This is a genomic window from Micropruina sp. (assembly GCF_027492755.1).
Lineage (GTDB): Bacteria > Actinomycetota > Actinomycetes > Propionibacteriales > Propionibacteriaceae > Micropruina.
The window spans coordinates 1-17,937 of the sequence record NZ_JAPUED010000078.1 but is presented as its reverse complement, the minus strand read 5'-3'; the positions used below and the strand labels follow the sequence as shown (position 1 = coordinate 17,937).

The window sequence follows — 17,937 nt, the reverse complement described above, 5'->3', positions numbered from 1 at the left end:
CGAGACCTCTGCCCACCACCGGTCGTCCCCACCGCTGGTCGAGCTTGTCGAGACCCTTCGACACCCTCGTCCGAGATTTCGCTGAAACGGCCGCGTCGGTACCCACTCCGGCGCGGCCCGCTCGCTAAATTTCGCCCTAGATCGGTACCCCTGGGAGTGACATGAGCTACCAACTGGCGTTTTGGGCCTACCCCGACGGCCGGCGCAGCAACCGCGTGGCCGACCGGCGCACCTATCTGAAGCTGATCAAGGGCCGCCGGGTCAAAGACGTGGCACCGCTGGACACCGACCGCGTACTCGACGAGCTGTCGATCGTCTACGGCACCTGGCGGCGGACCGACACCTACCACTTCTCCCATCCGTCCCACGGCTCCTTCGACGTCTGGATCACCGGCGGCACCTTCGTCGTGCTCACCTTCCACAACGTCAAGGATCTGACCGTGATGGACCCGGCGATCCAGACCCTGGACGCGCTCGGCGTCCCGCTCTACGACCCCCAGGTCGACCGCCGCTTCCCCTGGGTCGCCCGCGCGATCTGACGCAGCGGTTCCGCCTCCCGCCCGCCCAAACCCTCATCCCTCGCCCAAGCCGTCATCCCGGCGAACGCCGGGATCTCCGCACTGCGCTCCCCCGTCGCCTGCTCACTGATCGCGCGATCCACCACTACTGTCGGGAAACGTCCACCACTTTCGGGAAATAGCCCGAAACAGTCATCGATCCCGTCACCAGTGGCCGATCGCGCGATCGGTCGGCCGCGGGAGAGCATCTCCCGTTCCCTGTAAAGGCGGCGGCTAGCGTACGAGCATGTGTTCCACGCCGCGGCGATGCTCCGAAGCAGCCGACTGCAGCCCGCACTCAAGGAGCTATGCACGGCATTCGGCCTACTCGGATCCCGGCCACCATGCTGCGCTCCTCGACCAGGTCGATCCGACTATCGCCAGCGCATCCGCTGTGGCGCAGAACCTGATCGCGCACTACCGGTACGCAACCACGCAGCTACCCGAGCACAGCAATGACGACATCAACGCCCGCTGGCTCAGCGCAATCCTGGACATCGACCAGCAGCGGCACGGCACTCCGCTCTCGTCCCCGCGCGCGGAACCCGAGCGTGTCCAGGGTTGTTGTCGTGACCAGACCCTGCTCGCCGTCGGCGTTCTGCGTCAGCACAACATTCCAGCGCGGAGCCGAGTGGGCTTTGCCGACTATCTGCGTCCGAACTCCCGCGTTGATCACGTAGTGGCCGAGGCCTGGGTCGACGACAGATGGGTCCGCTTCGATCCAGGGCTCGCCGAGCCGCGCGGCCGGGTCACCAACCCCCGCGACATCTCCATCTCTGATGACTCCCCGTTCCTCACCGCGGCGGCAGCCTGGACCGGCCATCGACAGCATGGGCGCTCGATCGACGACCTCGGCGTCAGGATCGGCCCGGTGGAGTTCACCGGAGCCACATTCGTGCTTTCCTACCTGATCATGGATGTCGCCCACCGCTTCGGCGACGAACTGCTGCTTTGGGACAGTTGGGGTGCGATGCCGCTACCCGGGACCCCGATCGATTTCGGGATGGGCGACGCACTTGCCGAGCTGGTTCGGCTGGCAGATCGGGGCGATCCGACCGCCGAGCACACACTGCGGGACATGTACGAGATCGACAGCCGGGTTCACGTCGGCGACGAGGTGCTCCGATTCTCGCCGAGAGGTGAGCCACCCGTTCGCGTGGCGCTGGGTCGGGACTGAAGGGCACGTCGATCGCGCGATCAGTCGTCGCACCGGCGGCGGCCGCAACTGACCCACGCTGTCTAGGGTCGTTTCTGGCTCGCTGGCTCTGGCCGGAGCAGGAAGCAGGACGTGGCGTAGCCGGTACCGTCCCAGCCATTGCAGGCGAGCACCGCGTCGCCGCCGCTGGCTATCACCGGATCCTGGGCAGGAACCGGGAGCGCAGGGACAGCCGACCATAGGCCGGTGCTTGGGTCGTAGAACTGGCCCCGGAGGACGATCATGCCTGCCGCCACAAGGGGCAGGTTCCGTTGCGTTCTACCGACGCTGACCCACAAGGCCCCAGGTTCGGTCGGCAGCACGACACGCGGAGTCGTGAATGTCAGCGGGTCGAGCAGCCACGCCCGGCGTGAGTCCCGCGGCCACGCCGCCCAGTTCCCGACCGCCACCGGCATGGGCCGCTGCCCGGTCGGGAATCGCGACCGGACGGCTGTGGTGCCGCGGCGGAGGTCGACGCTCGCCGCCCCGATCCCGTTCCGCTCCAGCCACGACACGACCAGCTGACCGCCCACGACCGTGGCTCCGTACACGCTGCTCGGCACAGCCAAGCGGGTCACATGCTTCGTCCAGCTGGCGGCGTCCGGGTCGTAACGCAGATAGGGCATCCGCTCGGTGGCACGGCAGGTCCTGATCGTGTCGTCACCACAGACGGAGACCGGGAAGGCGATGACCGAATCGCCCGCCGCGCCGGCCAGGTAGACAGTGGTGGGCGGCGCGTCCAGACTCGTCCAGCGGTCGATGTCCGCGTCGTAGGACAGGAAGACGCCCCCCTGAAGCACGTAGAGCCTGTGCCCGATGACCGTCGTCGCCTGGTAGGGATTGGCCGCCTCACCAGCCCGGCCGAGCGGTACTGGTGCCGTGGCAATCGCCTCCCATGTATCGGTCGCCGGTGTGTAGCGGGCGCCGTCGGAGAGCGTGGCGGGATCGTCGCCGCAGCCCTGACGCGCCGTGCAAGGCCGCGTGGTCGTTCCGCCCACCACCAGGAAGGAGCCGGCAACCCACGCCGTGAGGGCGTCGCGGCGTCCCGAGAGCGGCGCGGAGGCCGCTTCTATCCAGCGACCGGTTACCGGCGGGACCGCGGATGCGCGTACGGACGCGACCGGAGGCGTTGGCACACCCTGAACCGATCGCTGCAACACCGGGACCGCTACCAGGAGAAGGACAGCGAGGAGCGCGGCGCCCAGCACCGGCAGCCGCCGACCGCGGCGCCGCACAACGGGCCGTGACGGGACAGGCGCCTCCGTTTCGGGGCCGACCAGGGCTCGCAGTTCTGCCCGGGCCCGGGTCGACAGCCCGCGCTCGGGGTGTGGCCACGGATCGGCCCGGCGCAGCAACGTGGTCAGTCGCATGTCATTCACCCTTCAGCTTGTCGATCTCGACCCGGAGTGCCGCGCGCGCCCGATGCAACCGCACCCAGACCGCGCCCACCGAGCAACCGGCCAACGCCGCACACTCGGAGCCGCTCAGGCCGTCCCAGTAGTGGCTCGTTAGAAGTTCACGCTGATCGAGCGGCAGGGCGTCCAGCGCCGCCAAGAGTTGCTCACCCCGTCTATCGACAGGATCATCGCCTCGCTCGAAACCGGCGTCGATCAGCCGCTGGCGGACGATCGCCGACCGCCGGGTGGCGCGATGATGCGCCATGGTCAGGTTCCTCGCGGTGACGAATAGCCAGGCAGAATCCGGAATCGTCTCGCCCACCCGCTCCCAGGCGATCCGGAAGACCTCGGCAGTGACGTCCTCGGCAACGCCGCGGTCCCCGGTACGGCGCAGTACGAACGCGACCAGCCGCGGATGCTCGTGGGTGTACACCGCGACGAACTTCGTCCGCGTCCGGTCATCGACCGGGGGCCGCCAATTCACCGGTCGGCGTTCGGCCATGTCCGGACCGGCCGGCTCGACGATTGCTCCCACACCCTCTACATGTCGCTCGGAGCCGAAACCTTACTTCCAGGCAACCGTCCTCATGTCTTCTCGCTCGCACGATCGGCTCGTCGACAGCTGAACTCAAGTCGCTTCCTGGTGGATATCGGCGGCCTGGAGAGAATGAGTTCGCCTTCAAACAAGGTCGGGCACGCACCACAAGCCGCAGGTGCGGCAGACCGGACAGGCGACGGCCCCAACACGGCGATCGGCCGGCCGGGTCCACCCGCGGGCCGGCCGATCGCCGAGACTTCAGATCCGCGGCGGCAACGCCGCGGCGGCAGCCAGGCCCGCCGGATCCTCGGCACCGGCGATGATCGCCGTCACCGCCTGGAGCAGCGGCAGCCGGTCGAGCAGACCCTCGCGCTGCTGCACCAGGGTGAGCGCCAGGCCGGCGGCCGGGACCCCTTCGACGGTCTGCTCAGCGGCCTCCATCGCGGCCAGGGCCTCGATGGCGTTCTCACCACGTCCGATCCGGACGCCGTACACCTTGTTGCGGCCGGACAGCCCGGTCACCTCGAGATCACCGACGCCGGCCAGCCCGAAGGCCGTCTCGGGGCGGGCGCCCAGCTCGGTCGACACGATCGACATCTCGCGCACCGCCTGGGCGAAGATCGCCGACTTCAGGTTGTGGTGCGGCAGGCCGGTGCCTTCCTCCAGGCCGTCCGCGATACCGAGCGCGATCGCGTAGACGTTCTTCATCGGCGCGCACACCTCGACGCCCACCTCGTCGGTGGTCGGCTCGATCCGGTACACGTCGGTCGAGATCTCGCGGGCCATCCGGATCGCCGAGGCCTCGTGGAGCGAGCCGTAAATGGTCGCGGTCGGCTTGCCCTCGGCGACCTCGTTGGCCTTGCAGGGGCCGCCCACGCCCACGATCGGCGGCAGCAGGGCGCCCTTGTCCGCGGCGATGGCACGGATGGCGTCCGGCAGCAGCTGGATGCGGCCGTCCGGGTCGGTCCAGAAGCCCTTGGTGGTGCACAGCAGCACCGACGCCTTGGAGATTGCGCTGAGCGCCATCTCGGTGATCTTCGGGATACCGACCGACGCCACCGCGATGAACACCGCGTCGGCACCCTCGAGGGCCTCATCGAGCTGGTCGGAGCGGTACAGCTTGGTGCCCGGCGCCAACGGCACGTTGGTCCGCGGATGCGGCTTGCCGGCCTCGCAGGCGTCGAGCAGATGGTCGTCCAGCCAGGTCCCCCACAACCGGGTTTCCCAACCGGCCTGGGTGAGCGGGGTGGCCAGCGCGGAGCCCATCGCCCCCGCGCCGAGAATCGTGATTATCGCCATGGTTCAGCCTTCCTTTCGTGGTTGCTGCCCGTAGGTGGACATGCCGACGACCGCCTGGGCCATCTCGTCATCGGTGATCTGCTTGACCGGCTGACCGGTGGCCATTGCCCGCAGCTGGATCTCGCAGATGTACTCCAGGTACGGCAGCAGCGAGAGGGCCTTGTCCAAGGTGGCGCCCGTGGTGATGGCACCGTGGTTGGCCATCAGCGCACCGGTGCGCTCGTGCAGCGCGTCGGCCACGTTGATCGCCAGCTGGTCGGTGCCGAACAAGGCGAACGGCGCCACCCGCACCGTTCCGCCGAACATTGCCGAGTAGTAGTGCGAATGCGGAATCTCGTCGACCACCAGACCCAACGCGGTGGACGCCGGGGCGTGGTTGTGGGTGATCGCCCCGGCCGGCGTGGACGCGTACACCGCCAGGTGCAGCGGCAGTTCACTGGACGGCTTCAGCGCACCCTCCAGGATGGTGCCGTCGAGGTCGGTGACCACGACATCCTCTGCCCGCATCGACTCGTAGGCCACGCCGCTGGGCGAGATGGCCACCTGGTCGCCGACCCGCACCGACACGTTGCCGGCGGTGCCGACCACCAGTCCTTCGCGTTGCATGAACCGGCAGGCCTCCACGATCTGCTCGCGTTCGTTTGCTAAAAGCATCAATCTCTCCTCACGGCCTCAGGATGTATTTGCTGCCGACGCCTCGGGACATGTCCTCCAGCGACTCCACCAGCGCGTCGAGCGGACGCACCTCGGTGCACAGCGTCAAGCCGTCGAACTTCCCGGTCGACAGCAGGTGGACGGCGATCTGCACGTAGCGCGGTGCGTGATGGTAGACGCCGACCATCTTGTATTCCTTGTAGTGCATAGCGACGGCGTCCACGGTGAACGTGGATCCCGCCTTCGGCCCGCCGAACAATACGGCGGTGCCGCCCGGACGCAGGCATTGCACGGTCTGCTCCCACACCTCCGGCAGACCGACCGCCTCGACGGCGACGTCGGCGCCACGTCCGTGCGGCGTGATCGCCCGGATCGCGGCGGCTCGCTCGGCGGTGGTCTCGTACTCGCTCAGGTTCACCGTGGCGATGGCACCGGCCGCCTCGGCCTGGGCCAGCCGTCCGGCCGACATGTCCGCCGAGATCACCGACGCCCCGCGCAACTGGGCGAGGCGGATGTACATCTGGCCGATCGGGCCGGCACCGTTGACCACCACCGTGTCCCCCAGCGCGATGCCGCTCTCGGCCATGCCGTGGACGACCGTCGACAGCGGTTCCAGGGGTGCCGCCGCCTCGAACGGCAGCGTCTCGGGGATCTCGTAGGTGTTGCGTTCGACGATCGCCTTGGGAATCACGATCTGCTCGGCGAACGCTCCGTTGAGGTATTGCAGGTTCTCGCACAACGATTCGCGGCCGATGGTGCAGGCCCAGCACGAGCCGCAGGGGCAGGTGTTGGCGGCGACGACCCGCTGGCCGGGAGCGAACTTGGTGACTCCTTCGCCGACCTCGGTGACGATTCCGGCGAATTCATGGCCGAACCGGGCCGGCAGCGTCGGGAACAGGGTGGGATGGCCGCGACGGTAACTCTTCAGGTCGGTACCGCAGGTGGCTGCCGCCTTGATCTCGACGGCGACCTCCCCCGGACCGGGCTTACCGGGCTCGACGCCCTCCATCCGGAGATCGCCGGGTCCATGGAACATGTAGGCACGCACGTGCACTCCTCGTCATTCGTCCTGCAGGGGAAGGGCGATAACACGGGAGGCGTCGATGCCGACGCCTCCCGTGTCGAGGACTCAGCCCGGATGCCGCTCCATGAAGGAGTGGATGTCTTCGTTCACCTCCTGCAGCGCCGGGTAGAGCTTCTTCTGAATCGCGGCCACCTCACCGTAGAGCTCGTAGTTGTCCCGGTCGGGCTCGGTGGTGTCGCCGAACTGGGCCATCTTCTCGGCGTAGACGGCGATGTCGGGCTCACCGTGCACGCCGGTCACCGACATGGCGGCCACGGCCGCACCCATCGCGGAGATCTCGTCCTCGAGGCAGGCGGTGATCGGGACGCCCATCGCGTCGGTCATGATCTGCCGCCACAGCGGGCTGCGGGTGCCGCCACCCATCGCCCGGATCTGGGTGACCTTGGTGCCGGTGTCGGCCTCCAGACCCTCCAGGCCGTTGCGCATCTCGATGCCGATGGCCTCCAGGATGGAGCGGTACATCGCCGGACGCTTGTGAATGCCGCGCCAGCCGACGACGGCACCACGGGCGACCGGATCCCAGTGCGGGGTCTGGACGGCGTTCCAGTAGGGCATGGTGATCAAGCCCAGCGAGCCCACCGGCAGTGCCACCGCACCGGCCTCGAGCTCGGGATCGGGCCGAGCGCCGAGTGCCGGGTTGCCCAGCGCCTCACGGAACCAGGTGGCCAGGTAGGCGCCCGAGCTGACCAGCAGCTCGAAGTCGTACCAGTCCGGGATGCCTGCGGCCAGCGTCCGATAGGCCTTGCCGTAGGCGTAGTCGGGACCGTGCACGCCGGCCACCACGGCGGTGCCGAGGTTGAGGTACATGGTGTCGGCGGAGACCGCGGCCGCACCGACACCGGCCGCCTGGCCGTCGCCCATGCCGGCGACCAGCGGAATGGTGTGGTCCAGGCCCCAGTTGTGGGTGATCGACGGGTCGATGTCGGCGATGATCTCGCCCGGCTTCTTCAAGTCGCTCATCTGGTCGCGGCGGACGCCGGCGATCTCGAGCAGGCCGGGGTCGTAGTCCTGCTTGGCGATGTCGAACAGGCCCAGTGAATCGGCGCAGGCGACCGAACTGACCCACTGGCCGGTGAGCTTGAACACCAAGTAGCCGTGGACGTCGACGACCTTGTACGCCTCCGGCAGGATCTCGGGCTGGTTCTCCTTGACCCAGGCCAGCTTGTACAGCGCCGGGGTGATGTCGGCCGGCTTCCCGGAGAGCGCATGGATCTCGGGGGTGCCGTAACGGCGGATCTGGTCGGCGGCCCGGCCGTCCATCCAGATGATGCCCGAACGCAGCGGCACACCGTCTTCGTCGAACGGCGCGAAGGTCTCCCGCTGATGCGTCATCGCCATCGCCGCGATGCGCTTGCGCTGCTTCTTCTTCAGCCCGGAGATGGCCTTGCCGACGGTCGCGTTCGTGGTGTTCCACCAGTCCAGCGGATCGTGCTCGTAGAAGCTGGTCCGCGGATTGCTCAGCGGGAACTCCTGCTTGGCCTGTGCCAGCACATTGCCGTTCGGATCGACGATGATCGCCTTGGTCGACGTGGTCGACGTGTCGATCGCAATGACCAACGGATCGCTGTTGCCCATCTGGTACTCCCTGTCCCGACTCCACATTGAGCCGATCTGTCCCAGGCGTCCGACGATCGGTGTCGGCGCCATGCTGCCCCCAATCTAGGCGTGGCGGGACCGTGAGGTAAGGGTGTTCTCAGCAAACCGAACAGAAAGGTTTTTCACGCATCCGATGTGAAACGTGGGTCAGGCCGCCTTAGCGTCGCTCCATGCGTTCCTCCCCAGCACCCGGACGGCCCCGGCGCACGCTCCGCGGCGTCGGCGTCGGAGTGGCCGTGCTGCTGGCCGGATGGCTGTGTCGACCCACCCAACTCGGCTGCCGTCCGCTGCTGGGGTTCTGCGTCGAACCGTTCGACACCCCTGTCGTCATCAGCTGAACGCTCCGCGCGACCCGGTCAGGCGGGGGTGAGCCGCAGCAGCCGTCCCTCGGAACCGTCGGTGAGCACCCAGATCGACCCGTCGGGCGCCTGTTCGACCTCGCGGACGCGGTCGCCGAAGTCCCACTGGTCGGCCTTGCGGGCCTTCGTGCCGTCCAGGTCGACCCGGATCAGCGCCTGGCCGGACAGTGCGCCGATGAACGCGTCGCCCTGCCATTGCGGGTACATCGCCCCGGAGTAGATCATCAGGCTGCCCGGCGAGACGCTCGGGTTCCACCACACCAACGGAGCCTCGAAGCCGTCACCCGGCTTGTGGTCGGGAATGTCGGCCCCGCCGTAGTGGGAGCCGTTGGAGGCCAGCGGCCAGCCGTAGTTGCGGCCCTGCCTGATCAGGTTCAGCTCATCACCGCCCTGCGGCCCCATCTCCGAACTCCACAGGTTGCCGGTGGCGTCGAAGGCGATGCCCAGCGGGTTGCGGTGACCGTAGCTCCAGATCTCGGCGTTGCCGCCGTCGGGGTCCATCCGGACGATGGTGCCCAAGGTGTTGCTGCGGTCCTGGGCCGGCGTCATCTTCTGCCGCTCGCCGGAGCTGACGAACAGGTGGGCGCCGTCGGGCGAGAATGCCAGCCGGTGGCCGTAGTGACCGTTGCCGCTGGTCTTGGGCTGCTGCCGCCAGATCACGCTCAGGCCGTCCAGCCGAGCGCCGTTGGCGTCGTTGATCAGGGTGGCCCGGCCGACCTCGGCACCGGAACCACCGGTGCCACGCGCGGCCCAGCTGAGGTAGACGGTGTGGTCGGTGGCGAAGTCGGGCGACACGATGACGTCGCCGAGGCCGCCCTGACCCTGGTGCACCACCTCGGGGACGCCGGTCACCTCGGTGCTGCGTCCGTCGGCGTGCCGCAGCACGAGGCGTCCGGCCCGTTCGGTGATCAGGGCGTCGCCGTCGGTCAGGAAGGTCATCGCCCACGGCTCGTCGAACCGGCCGAGCTCCTGGACTGCGAACGGGGTGCCACTCAGTGGTTCGGCCGCCGGAAGGCTCGCTGTGGCCGGGACCGACGGCGGCACGCTCGGCGTGTCCGCCGCCGACCCCGGCGGAGTTTCCATGGGAGTGGGCTGCGGGGCACCGCAGCCAGCCAGGGTCAGAGCCACCGCCAAGGCGACGATGCCGCGAAGGTCTGCCATCCTCCGAAGGTACCCGGCCGGCCGTGGAGGTCTGCTCAGGCCGGCAACAGCCAACCCCGGGACGGCGGGAAGTCCACCTCCACCAGGTCGCCCTCGTGCAGGATCGCGGACGGGTCGGGATCGGCGACCACGGCCACGATGGTGCCCGCGTTGGTGTCGATCTCGTACTCGACGACGGCCCCGTAGAACACCGCCCGCAACACGCGTCCGCGTCCACCGACGACGGCATCGCCCTCGGTGGGCACCTCGCGGGCACGCTGCACGTGCACCGATTCGGGACGCACCAGCACCGAATGGGTCTCGGCCTGCTCGGCGCCCGGCGCGTACGGCAGGGGGCGTTCCGACCCGAGCACCCTGACGTTGGCCACTCCGCCGGCGAAGCTGACCGCGGACGGTTCCAGGAAGTTGGCGCTGCCGATGAAGTCGGCCACGAACACGGTGGCCGGTCGCCGGTAGATCTCGTCCGGCGTGCCCATCTGTTCGATCCGGCCCTTGTTCATCACCACGATCCGGTCCGACAGCGACATCGCCTCGTCCTGGTCGTGGGTGACGTACAGCGCGGTGATGCCGAGCCGCTGCTGCAGCCCGCGGATCTCAGTGCGCATCTGCACCCGCAGCTTGGCGTCCAGGTTCGACAGAGGTTCGTCGAACAACAGCACCTTCGGCCGCATCACCATGGCCCGGGCCAGCGCCACCCGCTGCTGCTGACCGCCGGAGAGCTGGTTCGGCGCCCGGTCGGCCAGCTTCACCAGATCCATCGACACCAGCGCACCCTCGATGGCGTCGTTCATGTCCTTGGCGTTCAACCGCTGCAGCTTGAGCCCGAAGGCGATGTTGTCCCGCACGCTCAGATGAGGGAACAGGGCGTAGCTCTGGAACACCATCGACATCGGACGCTTGTCCGGGGTCAGCCGGGTCATGTCGTCACCGTCCAGACGGATGTCGCCCGAGGTCGGGTGCTCGAACCCGGCCACCATCCGCAGGGTCGTTGTCTTCCCGCAGCCGGACGGCCCCAGGAGGGTGATGAACTCACCCGGCTCGGTGTGCAGGTCGACATGGTCGACCGCGGTGGTCGGGCCGTCGCGGCCGATGAACTCCTTGACCAGTTGACTGATCTCGATCCGTCCGGTGTCGGCGGTCCGCGTCTGCGCGATGGTCATGCTCCTCCTCCAAGATTCGTCGCCGTCCGAACGTCGGAGCGACCGTGCACCAACAGGCTCATCAGGCCCATGACGGCCACCACGATGATCAGCAGCAGGGTGCAGAACGCGAACGCGTTGCCGAACCGGCCCGCGTCGACCTCGGCCAGGATCTGCTTCGTCATGATCCTGGTCTGCGGTGTGGTGATGAAGATGATCGGTGACAGGGTCGTCATCGATCGGGCGAACGCATAGATCAGACCGGACAGGAAGGCCGGTCGGATCAGCGGCAGGGTGACCTTGCGGAACGTGGTCACACTGTCCGCGCCCAGCGAAGCGGCGGCCTCGTCGATGCTGGGGTCGATCTGTTTCAGGGACGCGATGCCGGACCGTTGGCCCGAGGGCACCGACCGGATCACGTAGACCATCACGATGGCGATCGCCCCGCCGAACAGTGCCGACCCGCCGCCCAGTGCGGGCAGGAACATCCGGTTGCCGATGATCAGAGGGTTGTTGAAGGCGATCGCGTAGCCGATGCCGATCACTGTTCCCGGGACGGCGAGGCCGAGCATGCCGAGGAAGTCCAGCAGGCCGTTGCCCCGTTTGAGTTTGCGCACCACCAGCCATGCGATCAACATGCCAAGCAGGCCGGCGACCGGCGTCGCGATCAGCGCCAGCACGGTGGTGTCGGCGATCGCCTCGTTGCCGATCCCACTGAGCACGTAGCGGAAGTTGTCCAATGTGAACGTGTTGTTGATGCCCAGGATGGAGGTGAACGCACCGGCCAGCACCGTGGCGTAGATGCCTACTACGACGAGGCCGACGACGACCGCGAAGGCGAGCAGCGGCACCCGCCCGGAGGCATGGGTCAACTGGCGCCGAGCACCGGCCGGCTTGCCGGTGACGGTCACCGTGCTCTTGCGCGCCACCCAGTACTGCTGGACCAGGAACACCAGTACCGCCGGCATCAGCAACACCAGCGAGTAGGCCGAACCGGCCGCGACGTCGTACTCACCGGTGATCGCGATGAACGCTCGCGAAGCCAATACGGTGAAGTCGCCGCCGATCACCAGCGGATTGGCCAGATCAGCGATCGCCTCGACGAACAGCAACAGGAAGGAAGCCGCAAATCCGGGGACGAGCATCGGCAGGGTGACCCGCCAGAAGGCACGCCAGCGCGACGCCCCCAGGTTGGCCGCGGCATCGTCCAGGGCCGGATCGAGGTTCTCCAGCATGCCCTTGAAGTTCATGTAGGCCACCGGGAAGAAGGACAGCACCAGCACCAGCACCAATCCGGGTAGCCCGTAGATGTTGGTCTCCCAGCCGAACAGGCCGTAGGTCACAATGCCACGCCGCCCGAGCAGCGTGATCACGGCGGTGGCCACGGCGAACGGAGGCGACACCACCGGCAGCAGGCAGAGCAGATGCATGATCTTCTTGCCCTTGAACCGCACCATCACCTGCACGTAGGCGAGCAGGAACCCGAGTGCGGTGCCGATCACGCCGACCAGCAGACCGAGCAGGAATGTGTTTCCGACGATCGTCCGGTTCACCGGGTTGGTGATCATCGAGGTGACGATCTCCCAGCCGACCGGACCGAGCGCCTGAACGAACACGGTGGACAGCGGATAGATGATCAGCAGGGCCAGAATGCCGACGACCAGGATGACGACCCCGACGGTGGTGGGGTCGACCGCCTTCCGCCGGGTCCGCGGCCGGGAGTTCCCGGCCGCGGTCGCAGGAGCGGTCACCGGCTCATTCCTTGGGCTGCGCCGCGACTTCGGCGTCGAAGCGTGCGGTGAGCTCCTTCTTGTGGGCCGCAGCCTTCGCGAAGTCATAGTCGACGAGCTTGATCGTGTTCAAGTCGACCATGCGCGAGTCGAGCTTGGCGTCCGGGTTGGTCGGCAACTGGTAGGAGCCTGCACCCGGGCCGAGTTCCTGCGCCTCTGCGGACAGTGCCCAGTTCACGTACTGCTTGGCGCCGTCGGCGTTCTTGCCGCCCTTGATGACCGCCACCCCACCGATCTCGTAACCGGTGCCTTCCTTCGGGAACGACACCTCCAGGTCGGTCATGCCGCGTTCCTTGTAGAGCACACAGTCATGGCTGAATACCAGGCCGACGGCCACCTCGCCACGACCGGCGATCTGGCCCGGGGCCGTCCCCGACTTGGTGTACTGCAACACGTTGGAGTGCAGCTTCTTCATCCAGTCGATGGCCTTATCCTCGGAACCCAGCCGGGCGACCTGCGTCCACAGCGTGGTGAACGCGGTGCCTGAAGTCGACGGGTGCGCGGTGGAGACCTGCGACTTCAGTTTCGGGTCCAGCAGATCGTCCCAGGACTGCGGTAGCCCAAGGCCCTTGTCCTTCAGCCTGGCCTGGTTCGAGCAGAAGCCCAAGGCACCCACGTAGACGCCGGTCCAGTTGCCGTTCGGGTCCTTGTACTTGGCAGGGATCTTCGCCGCGTTCTCGGCGGTATAGGGCTCGATCAGTCCGGCCGCCATCGCGGCTCCGAAGCCATCGGCCGGGCCGCCGTGCCAGACGTCGAACTCCGGCGCGTTCTTGGTTGCCGTGAGTCGGGCCACGGTCTCACCCGAACTGAGTCGGACGAACGACGTCTGGATGCCGGACTTGGCCGAGAAGGCGTCGGTCATTGCCTTGCACCACTCCTCGGTGGCACCACAGGCGACGGTGAGCGTGTTGCTCGAACCTCCCCCCTGGGTGCCCGGCTCGACGGCACAACCGGCCAGTGCCAGGGCGGCGATTGTGCCGCCCGCGAGCACGGCCTTTTTGATCCTCTTCATCCCGAAATCTCCCTTGATTCTGGGACCGTCAGCGGTCCTTGGCTGGATCATAGGAAGCACCTGAGGTGGCCGAACCCCTCGGAATCGGGACCGGGCGTCACCATTCGGTGACGTTTCTCACCGACCTTCGATCAGGCGGTATCCGCGACCGTGATCGGTGACGATCTGCATGCCTCCGGTAGGGGTAGTGAGCTTGCCGCGGAGCCGATAGATGGCGGTTCGCAGCGACCCACGGCCGCCCCATTCGGGCGCCGAGCCCAGCGAGTCCGTGAGCAACTCGACCCCGACAGTCTCGCCGGGCCGCTCCATCAGCAGCCAGAGCAGCCGGAACTCGGTGGCGGTCAGGTGCAGATCCCGGTCCTGGTAACTGCCGGCGACCTGGGTGGCGTCCAGCCGCAACTCGCCGACGCTGCGCCGAGTGCTGGCCATTGCCTGCGGATCCCGATGGCTCACCCGGCGCAGGATCGCGGCCACCCGCAGCACCAGTTCGCGGGGGCTGAACGGCTTCGTGACGTAGTCGTCGGCGCCGGCCTCGAGGCCCTGAACCCGGTCGGAGTCACCGCCCAGCGCGGTCAACAGGACGATCGGCACGTCGGAGTGCTCCCGCACCCGCCGGCACAGTTCGGTGCCGCTGGTGCCGGGCAGCATGATGTCGAGCACCATCAGCGCCACCGGTTCGGTGGTCAACGACCGCCAGGCCGCCCCTGCGTCCGCAGCAGTCACCGTCCGGTAGCCGGCGGCCTGCAGCGCCACCTCGAGCACCTCGAGCATCCGCGGCTCGTCGTCGACGATCAGAATCGTCGAACGGTTCGTCATCGGCCCTCCTCGGTCAGCTGGGGCCGCGCCTCGGCGGTGCGCGGCAGTGCGCACACTACGGCCGTCCCCCGATCGGCCATCGTGTCGATCAGGCAACGGCCACCGTGCAGCTCGACGATCCGGCGGGTGATCAACATGCCCAGCCCCGTGCCCGTGTCAGTGGTGCCGGCCAACTCCTTGGTGAACAGCTCCCGCCGCTCGGCCGCCGACATGCCCGTGCCGTCGTCGCTCACCGTGACCAGAACGCCGTCGTCGGACGGACGCACTGTGACCGCGATCCGCACCCCTTCACCGGCGTGCCGGGCGGCGTTGGTGATCAGGTTGATCAGTGCCTGGCGCAACAGGTCCCGGTCACCCGGCAGTCGCGGTATCGCACCCCGGGCCGACAGCGTGATCCGGTTCGGGTAAAGCCGGCGGAGATCCCGGACCACCTCGGTGGCCAGCCGGCGCGGGTCGACCATTGACAGGTTGAGCCGGAAGATCTGCGCGTCGATCTTGGCGTCGGTGAGCAGCGTCCTGGCCAGCTCGCCCACCTCATCGGACTTGACCCGGATGGTGTCCAGCAACGATTCCTGACGTCGGGTCAGCGGGCCTGCGGCGCCGTCCAGCAGCAACTCGCAGGCGCCGCCGATGAGCGAGACCGGGGTGCGCACCTCGTGGCTGACCACGGCGACCCGGGCGGCACGTTCACGGGCGAGGACGCGCCAGCGCTCATTCTCGGCTCGCAGCAGTTCACGCTGACGGCGGAGCCGCCAGGCCAGGCTGGCGGTCGCCAACAGGACGGCCAGGGTGGCGGCCAGGATCCAGGCCACGCTCCACCTCCCGGCACGTCGACGACCGCGTCCGCAGGGTCGCACGCTGCGCTGCGGCGTCACCAGCCTCGGACCGATCGGGCGATTATCCCATGGTGCGCCCTCCCGCTCCAGGCTCTCGGAATCACGTCACATTGACGGCCCGCGCCCGGAGAACGGGGGGCGAAGCTCAGGAACACCCGAGGAAGGCCGAGTGGCGGCCGGTCGAAGCTCAGGCGGCGTTGGCCTCCTCGTCGAGTTGGACGGCCAACGCCCGACCGGCAGCGACGGCGGCCTGCTCGGCCTGCTGCTGCACACTGTCGGCCAGTTCGACCAGGCCGGCCATCGCCGGGCTGACCCGGGCCAGCGTGAGCTCCCGCTCGATCACGGTCAGGTCGGCGCCCCACACCTCGCCGACGATCCGGCGCAGGTAGTCGATGCTGTGGTCCCAGCCCTCCTTCGGGGTGCCGGGTCCGTAGCCGCCGCCCCGGGTGGTGATCAGCACGGTCGGCGTGCCGTCCAGCAGCCGGGTGCCGGCCGGGGCACCGGCGATCACCACGTCGATCCAGGTCTTCACGTGCTGCGAGACGCCCCAGTTGTAGAGCGGCAGCGCGAGCACCACGGCGTCGGCCGAAGCGAGTTCGTCGGCGAGTTCCTTGGCCCGCGCGACGGCGGCTGTCTGCTCGGGCGAGCGATCGGCCTCGGGGGTGAACGAAGCACCCACGGCGGTGGCCCACAGGTCGGAGGGCAGCGGGTCGGCGCCAAGGTGGCGGGTCTGCAGCGTCGCCTCGGGCTGGCCGGCGACGAACTCGGCGGTGACCAGGTCGGCGAGCGCGCTGCTGGCCGAGCGCGGGCCTTGGATGCTGGCATCGATGCGGAGAAGTTTCACGGAAGGCTCCTGGAGGGATTGCATTGTTGAATGTTCAAATCACTGTAGTCGACCCGATTTGAATGTTCAACCGGCGCCTCCGGGGTACCCTGACGCCATGGCCGAGCAGACGTCCGAGCCCCGCTGGCTCACCGACGAGCAACTCCGCCAGTGGAAGTCGCTGATGGCCCTGATGATGGCGCTGCCGCCGGCGCTTGATGCGCAACTCAAGCGTGACTGCGGCCTGAACAGCTTCGAGTACCACGTGCTGGCGAGGCTGAGCGACCAGCCCGCCGGCAAGCTGCGAATGAGTGAGCTCTCCGCTTACACCCAGGGCTCACCGTCCCGGTTGTCGCACGCGGTCGCCCGACTCGAACGGGCCGGCTGGATCGAACGGCGCAACGCCGAAGCCCGCTGCGTCAACGCCCACCTCACCGAGGCCGGCCGACGCAAGCTCGTCGAGGCAGCACCCGCACACGTCCGCGAGGTTCGACGACTGGTGATCGATCTACTCACCCCCGAGCAGTTCGACGCGCTGGGCGAGGCTGCTCGCCTTGTGGTGGGCCAGATCGAGCCCGGTTGGATGGACGCCATGGAGCGCAACTCGGCCGGCGATTGCTGAAGCACACCGATCCACCCTGTGTCACAGACGTCTGCGATGCTGGTCCGATGTGCTGGCGGTAACATCGGTTGGCTACGGTATCCCTCATGTCTGAGTCACGCGCGCCCGAGTCAGCCCCTTCGCCGCTCACCCCGGCAGATGAGACGCCCGCTGTCGGGCCGCACCGCCGGGGAGTTCAGTTCCCGCAGACGCATCCGCTCGCACTGGCTCCGGTGACCCCGCCGCCGCACACCGTCGACGGCTTCGTCAAGGAATTCCTGCATGAGTTGAACACCGACCTCGGTGTGGCGCTCTCACGGTCGTCGATCAACGATCAGTACACGGCACTGGCCCACACCGTGCGCAACTACCTGACCGCCCGTTGGCTGGAGACCAGCCGCAAGCAGCGCGAGAACTCGCCCAAGTCGGTCGCCTACCTGTCCGCCGAATACCTGCTCGGTCGCCAGCTGGGCAACAACCTGCTGGCCGCCAATCTCAACGACGTGGCCGACAAGGCGCTGCAGAGCTGCGGCCTGAGCCTGGCCACGCTGCGCGCCCAGGAGGTCGAGCCCGGTCTCGGCAACGGCGGCCTGGGACGCTTGGCCGCCTGTTTCATCGACTCGCTGGCCACCATGAACGTGCCCTGCATCGGCTACGGCATCCGCTACGAGTACGGCATCTTCCGGCAGACCTTCGTCGACGGCGAGCAGGTCGAGCAGCCCGACTCGTGGCTGACCCTGGGCAACCCGTGGGAGATCGCCCACCCCGAGTCGGCGGTGCAGGTCAATTTCGGTGGGCACACCGAGACCTACGTCGAGGCCGGCGTCGAGAAGACCCGCTGGATTTCGGACTGGAACGTGCTCGGCGTCCCCTACAACTACATGGTTCCCGGCTACCTCAACGGCCGGGTGAACACGCTGCGGCTGTGGAGCGCGCAGGCCACTCAGGCGTTCGACCTGAGCATCTTCAACGCCGGCGACTACGCCCAGGCCGTCCGGGCCCAGACCTTCGCCGAGAACATCTCCAAGGTGCTCTACCCCGAGGACTCCACCCCGCAGGGCAAGGAGCTGCGGCTGCAGC

General features: G+C 68.0%; 18 protein-coding genes. 5 read left to right on the top strand and 13 right to left on the bottom strand.

All coding sequences use genetic code 11. The features are described from left to right. Window positions 1-161 precede the first annotated feature (161 nt). Both Q0066_RS05225 and Q0066_RS05220 read left to right on the top strand, forming a co-directional pair. The gene (locus Q0066_RS05225; protein ID WP_298130781.1) at window positions 162-539 is read left to right on the top strand and encodes a hypothetical protein; all 378 of its coding nucleotides are present in this window, start codon (window positions 162-164) and stop codon (window positions 537-539) included. A 265-nt stretch (window positions 540-804) separates the two neighbouring features. Continuing rightward, window positions 805-1,734, top strand: coding sequence for a transglutaminase domain-containing protein (locus tag Q0066_RS05220; RefSeq protein WP_298130779.1), 930 nt, complete (start codon window positions 805-807; stop codon window positions 1,732-1,734). 62 nt (window positions 1,735-1,796) lie between these two features. On the opposite strand, the gene Q0066_RS05215 is transcribed toward Q0066_RS05220, so the two are convergent. The 6 genes from Q0066_RS05215 to Q0066_RS05190 form a co-directional block, all read right to left on the bottom strand. Beyond that, window positions 1,797-3,122, bottom strand: a complete 1,326-nt coding sequence (locus Q0066_RS05215) for a hypothetical protein (RefSeq protein WP_298130776.1) — start codon at window positions 3,120-3,122, stop codon at window positions 1,797-1,799. Between the two features lies 1 nt (window position 3,123). Then, window positions 3,124-3,651 (bottom strand): RNA polymerase sigma factor, encoded by a 528-nt coding sequence (locus Q0066_RS05210; RefSeq protein ID WP_298130773.1) that lies wholly within the window; start codon window positions 3,649-3,651, stop codon window positions 3,124-3,126. Window positions 3,652-3,945: 294 nt separating this feature from the next. Beyond that, window positions 3,946-4,986, bottom strand: coding sequence for an NAD(P)H-dependent glycerol-3-phosphate dehydrogenase (locus Q0066_RS05205; RefSeq protein WP_298130770.1), 1,041 nt, complete (start codon window positions 4,984-4,986; stop codon window positions 3,946-3,948). A gap of 3 nt (window positions 4,987-4,989) precedes the next feature. Continuing rightward, window positions 4,990-5,640: a class II aldolase/adducin family protein gene (locus Q0066_RS05200; RefSeq protein ID WP_298130769.1), complete on the bottom strand. Its 651-nt coding sequence runs from the start codon at window positions 5,638-5,640 to the stop codon at window positions 4,990-4,992. Window positions 5,641-5,650: 10 nt separating this feature from the next. Beyond that, window positions 5,651-6,688 carry an alcohol dehydrogenase catalytic domain-containing protein gene (locus Q0066_RS05195; protein ID WP_298130768.1) on the bottom strand — a complete coding sequence of 346 codons (1,038 nt, stop codon included), beginning with the start codon at window positions 6,686-6,688 and terminating at the stop codon, window positions 5,651-5,653. Between the two features lie 81 nt (window positions 6,689-6,769). Then, window positions 6,770-8,299 carry an FGGY family carbohydrate kinase gene (locus Q0066_RS05190; RefSeq protein ID WP_298130765.1) on the bottom strand — a complete coding sequence of 510 codons (1,530 nt, stop codon included), beginning with the start codon at window positions 8,297-8,299 and terminating at the stop codon, window positions 6,770-6,772. Between the two features lie 191 nt (window positions 8,300-8,490). Here Q0066_RS05190 and Q0066_RS05185 point away from each other — a divergent pair, with 191 nt between their 5' ends. Continuing rightward, a complete protein-coding gene (locus tag Q0066_RS05185; RefSeq protein WP_298130764.1) occupies window positions 8,491-8,658 on the top strand; it encodes a hypothetical protein in 168 nt (55 codons plus the stop codon). An 18-nt stretch (window positions 8,659-8,676) separates the two neighbouring features. Here Q0066_RS05185 and Q0066_RS05180 read toward each other — a convergent pair whose 3' ends face one another. From Q0066_RS05180 to Q0066_RS05150, 7 genes are all read right to left on the bottom strand, one after another. Continuing rightward, window positions 8,677-9,840: a PQQ-dependent sugar dehydrogenase gene (locus Q0066_RS05180; protein WP_298130762.1), complete on the bottom strand. Its 1,164-nt coding sequence runs from the start codon at window positions 9,838-9,840 to the stop codon at window positions 8,677-8,679. 35 nt (window positions 9,841-9,875) lie between these two features. Then, a complete protein-coding gene (locus Q0066_RS05175) occupies window positions 9,876-11,000 on the bottom strand; it encodes an ABC transporter ATP-binding protein (RefSeq protein WP_298130760.1) in 1,125 nt (374 codons plus the stop codon). Next, a complete protein-coding gene (locus Q0066_RS05170) occupies window positions 10,997-12,730 on the bottom strand; it encodes an iron ABC transporter permease (protein WP_298130758.1) in 1,734 nt (577 codons plus the stop codon). Before Q0066_RS05170 ends, Q0066_RS05175 begins: the two co-directional genes overlap by 4 nt. Before the next feature lie 4 nt (window positions 12,731-12,734). Further along, window positions 12,735-13,781 (bottom strand): ABC transporter substrate-binding protein, encoded by a 1,047-nt coding sequence (locus Q0066_RS05165; protein WP_298130757.1) that lies wholly within the window; start codon window positions 13,779-13,781, stop codon window positions 12,735-12,737. 117 nt (window positions 13,782-13,898) lie between these two features. Continuing rightward, window positions 13,899-14,597, bottom strand: a complete 699-nt coding sequence (locus Q0066_RS05160; RefSeq protein WP_298130755.1) for a response regulator transcription factor — start codon at window positions 14,595-14,597, stop codon at window positions 13,899-13,901. Further along, the gene (locus Q0066_RS05155; RefSeq protein ID WP_298130754.1) at window positions 14,594-15,409 is read right to left on the bottom strand and encodes a HAMP domain-containing sensor histidine kinase; all 816 of its coding nucleotides are present in this window, start codon (window positions 15,407-15,409) and stop codon (window positions 14,594-14,596) included. The genes Q0066_RS05160 and Q0066_RS05155 overlap by 4 nt, the downstream gene beginning before the upstream one ends. Window positions 15,410-15,620: 211 nt before the next feature. Then, window positions 15,621-16,277, bottom strand: a complete 657-nt coding sequence (locus tag Q0066_RS05150) for an NAD(P)H-dependent oxidoreductase (RefSeq protein WP_298130752.1) — start codon at window positions 16,275-16,277, stop codon at window positions 15,621-15,623. A 97-nt stretch (window positions 16,278-16,374) separates the two neighbouring features. On the opposite strand from Q0066_RS05150, the gene Q0066_RS05145 reads away from it, so the two are divergent. Together Q0066_RS05145 and Q0066_RS05140 are read left to right on the top strand one after the other, a co-directional pair. Continuing rightward, on the top strand, window positions 16,375-16,878 hold the full coding sequence (locus Q0066_RS05145; protein ID WP_298130750.1) for a MarR family transcriptional regulator: 504 nt from the start codon (window positions 16,375-16,377) through the stop codon (window positions 16,876-16,878). Between the two features lie 86 nt (window positions 16,879-16,964). Beyond that, on the top strand, window positions 16,965-17,937 hold a 973-nt coding region (locus Q0066_RS05140), incomplete at its 3' end, for a glycogen/starch/alpha-glucan phosphorylase (protein ID WP_298130748.1).

Coding starts and splice junctions, on each gene's coding strand:
- Q0066_RS05225 (WP_298130781.1), top strand. CDS start 162: ATGAGCTACCAACTGGCGTTTTGGGCCTACCCCGACGGCCGGCGCAGC.
- Q0066_RS05220 (WP_298130779.1), top strand. CDS start 805: ATGTGTTCCACGCCGCGGCGATGCTCCGAAGCAGCCGACTGCAGCCCG.
- Q0066_RS05215 (WP_298130776.1), bottom strand. CDS start 3,122: ATGCGACTGACCACGTTGCTGCGCCGGGCCGATCCGTGGCCACACCCC.
- Q0066_RS05210 (WP_298130773.1), bottom strand. CDS start 3,651: ATGGCCGAACGCCGACCGGTGAATTGGCGGCCCCCGGTCGATGACCGG.
- Q0066_RS05205 (WP_298130770.1), bottom strand. CDS start 4,986: ATGGCGATAATCACGATTCTCGGCGCGGGGGCGATGGGCTCCGCGCTG.
- Q0066_RS05200 (WP_298130769.1), bottom strand. CDS start 5,640: ATGCTTTTAGCAAACGAACGCGAGCAGATCGTGGAGGCCTGCCGGTTC.
- Q0066_RS05190 (WP_298130765.1), bottom strand. CDS start 8,299: ATGGGCAACAGCGATCCGTTGGTCATTGCGATCGACACGTCGACCACG.
- Q0066_RS05185 (WP_298130764.1), top strand. CDS start 8,491: ATGCGTTCCTCCCCAGCACCCGGACGGCCCCGGCGCACGCTCCGCGGC.
- Q0066_RS05180 (WP_298130762.1), bottom strand. CDS start 9,840: ATGGCAGACCTTCGCGGCATCGTCGCCTTGGCGGTGGCTCTGACCCTG.
- Q0066_RS05175 (WP_298130760.1), bottom strand. CDS start 11,000: ATGACCATCGCGCAGACGCGGACCGCCGACACCGGACGGATCGAGATC.
- Q0066_RS05165 (WP_298130757.1), bottom strand. CDS start 13,781: ATGAAGAGGATCAAAAAGGCCGTGCTCGCGGGCGGCACAATCGCCGCC.
- Q0066_RS05160 (WP_298130755.1), bottom strand. CDS start 14,597: ATGACGAACCGTTCGACGATTCTGATCGTCGACGACGAGCCGCGGATG.
- Q0066_RS05145 (WP_298130750.1), top strand. CDS start 16,375: ATGGCCGAGCAGACGTCCGAGCCCCGCTGGCTCACCGACGAGCAACTC.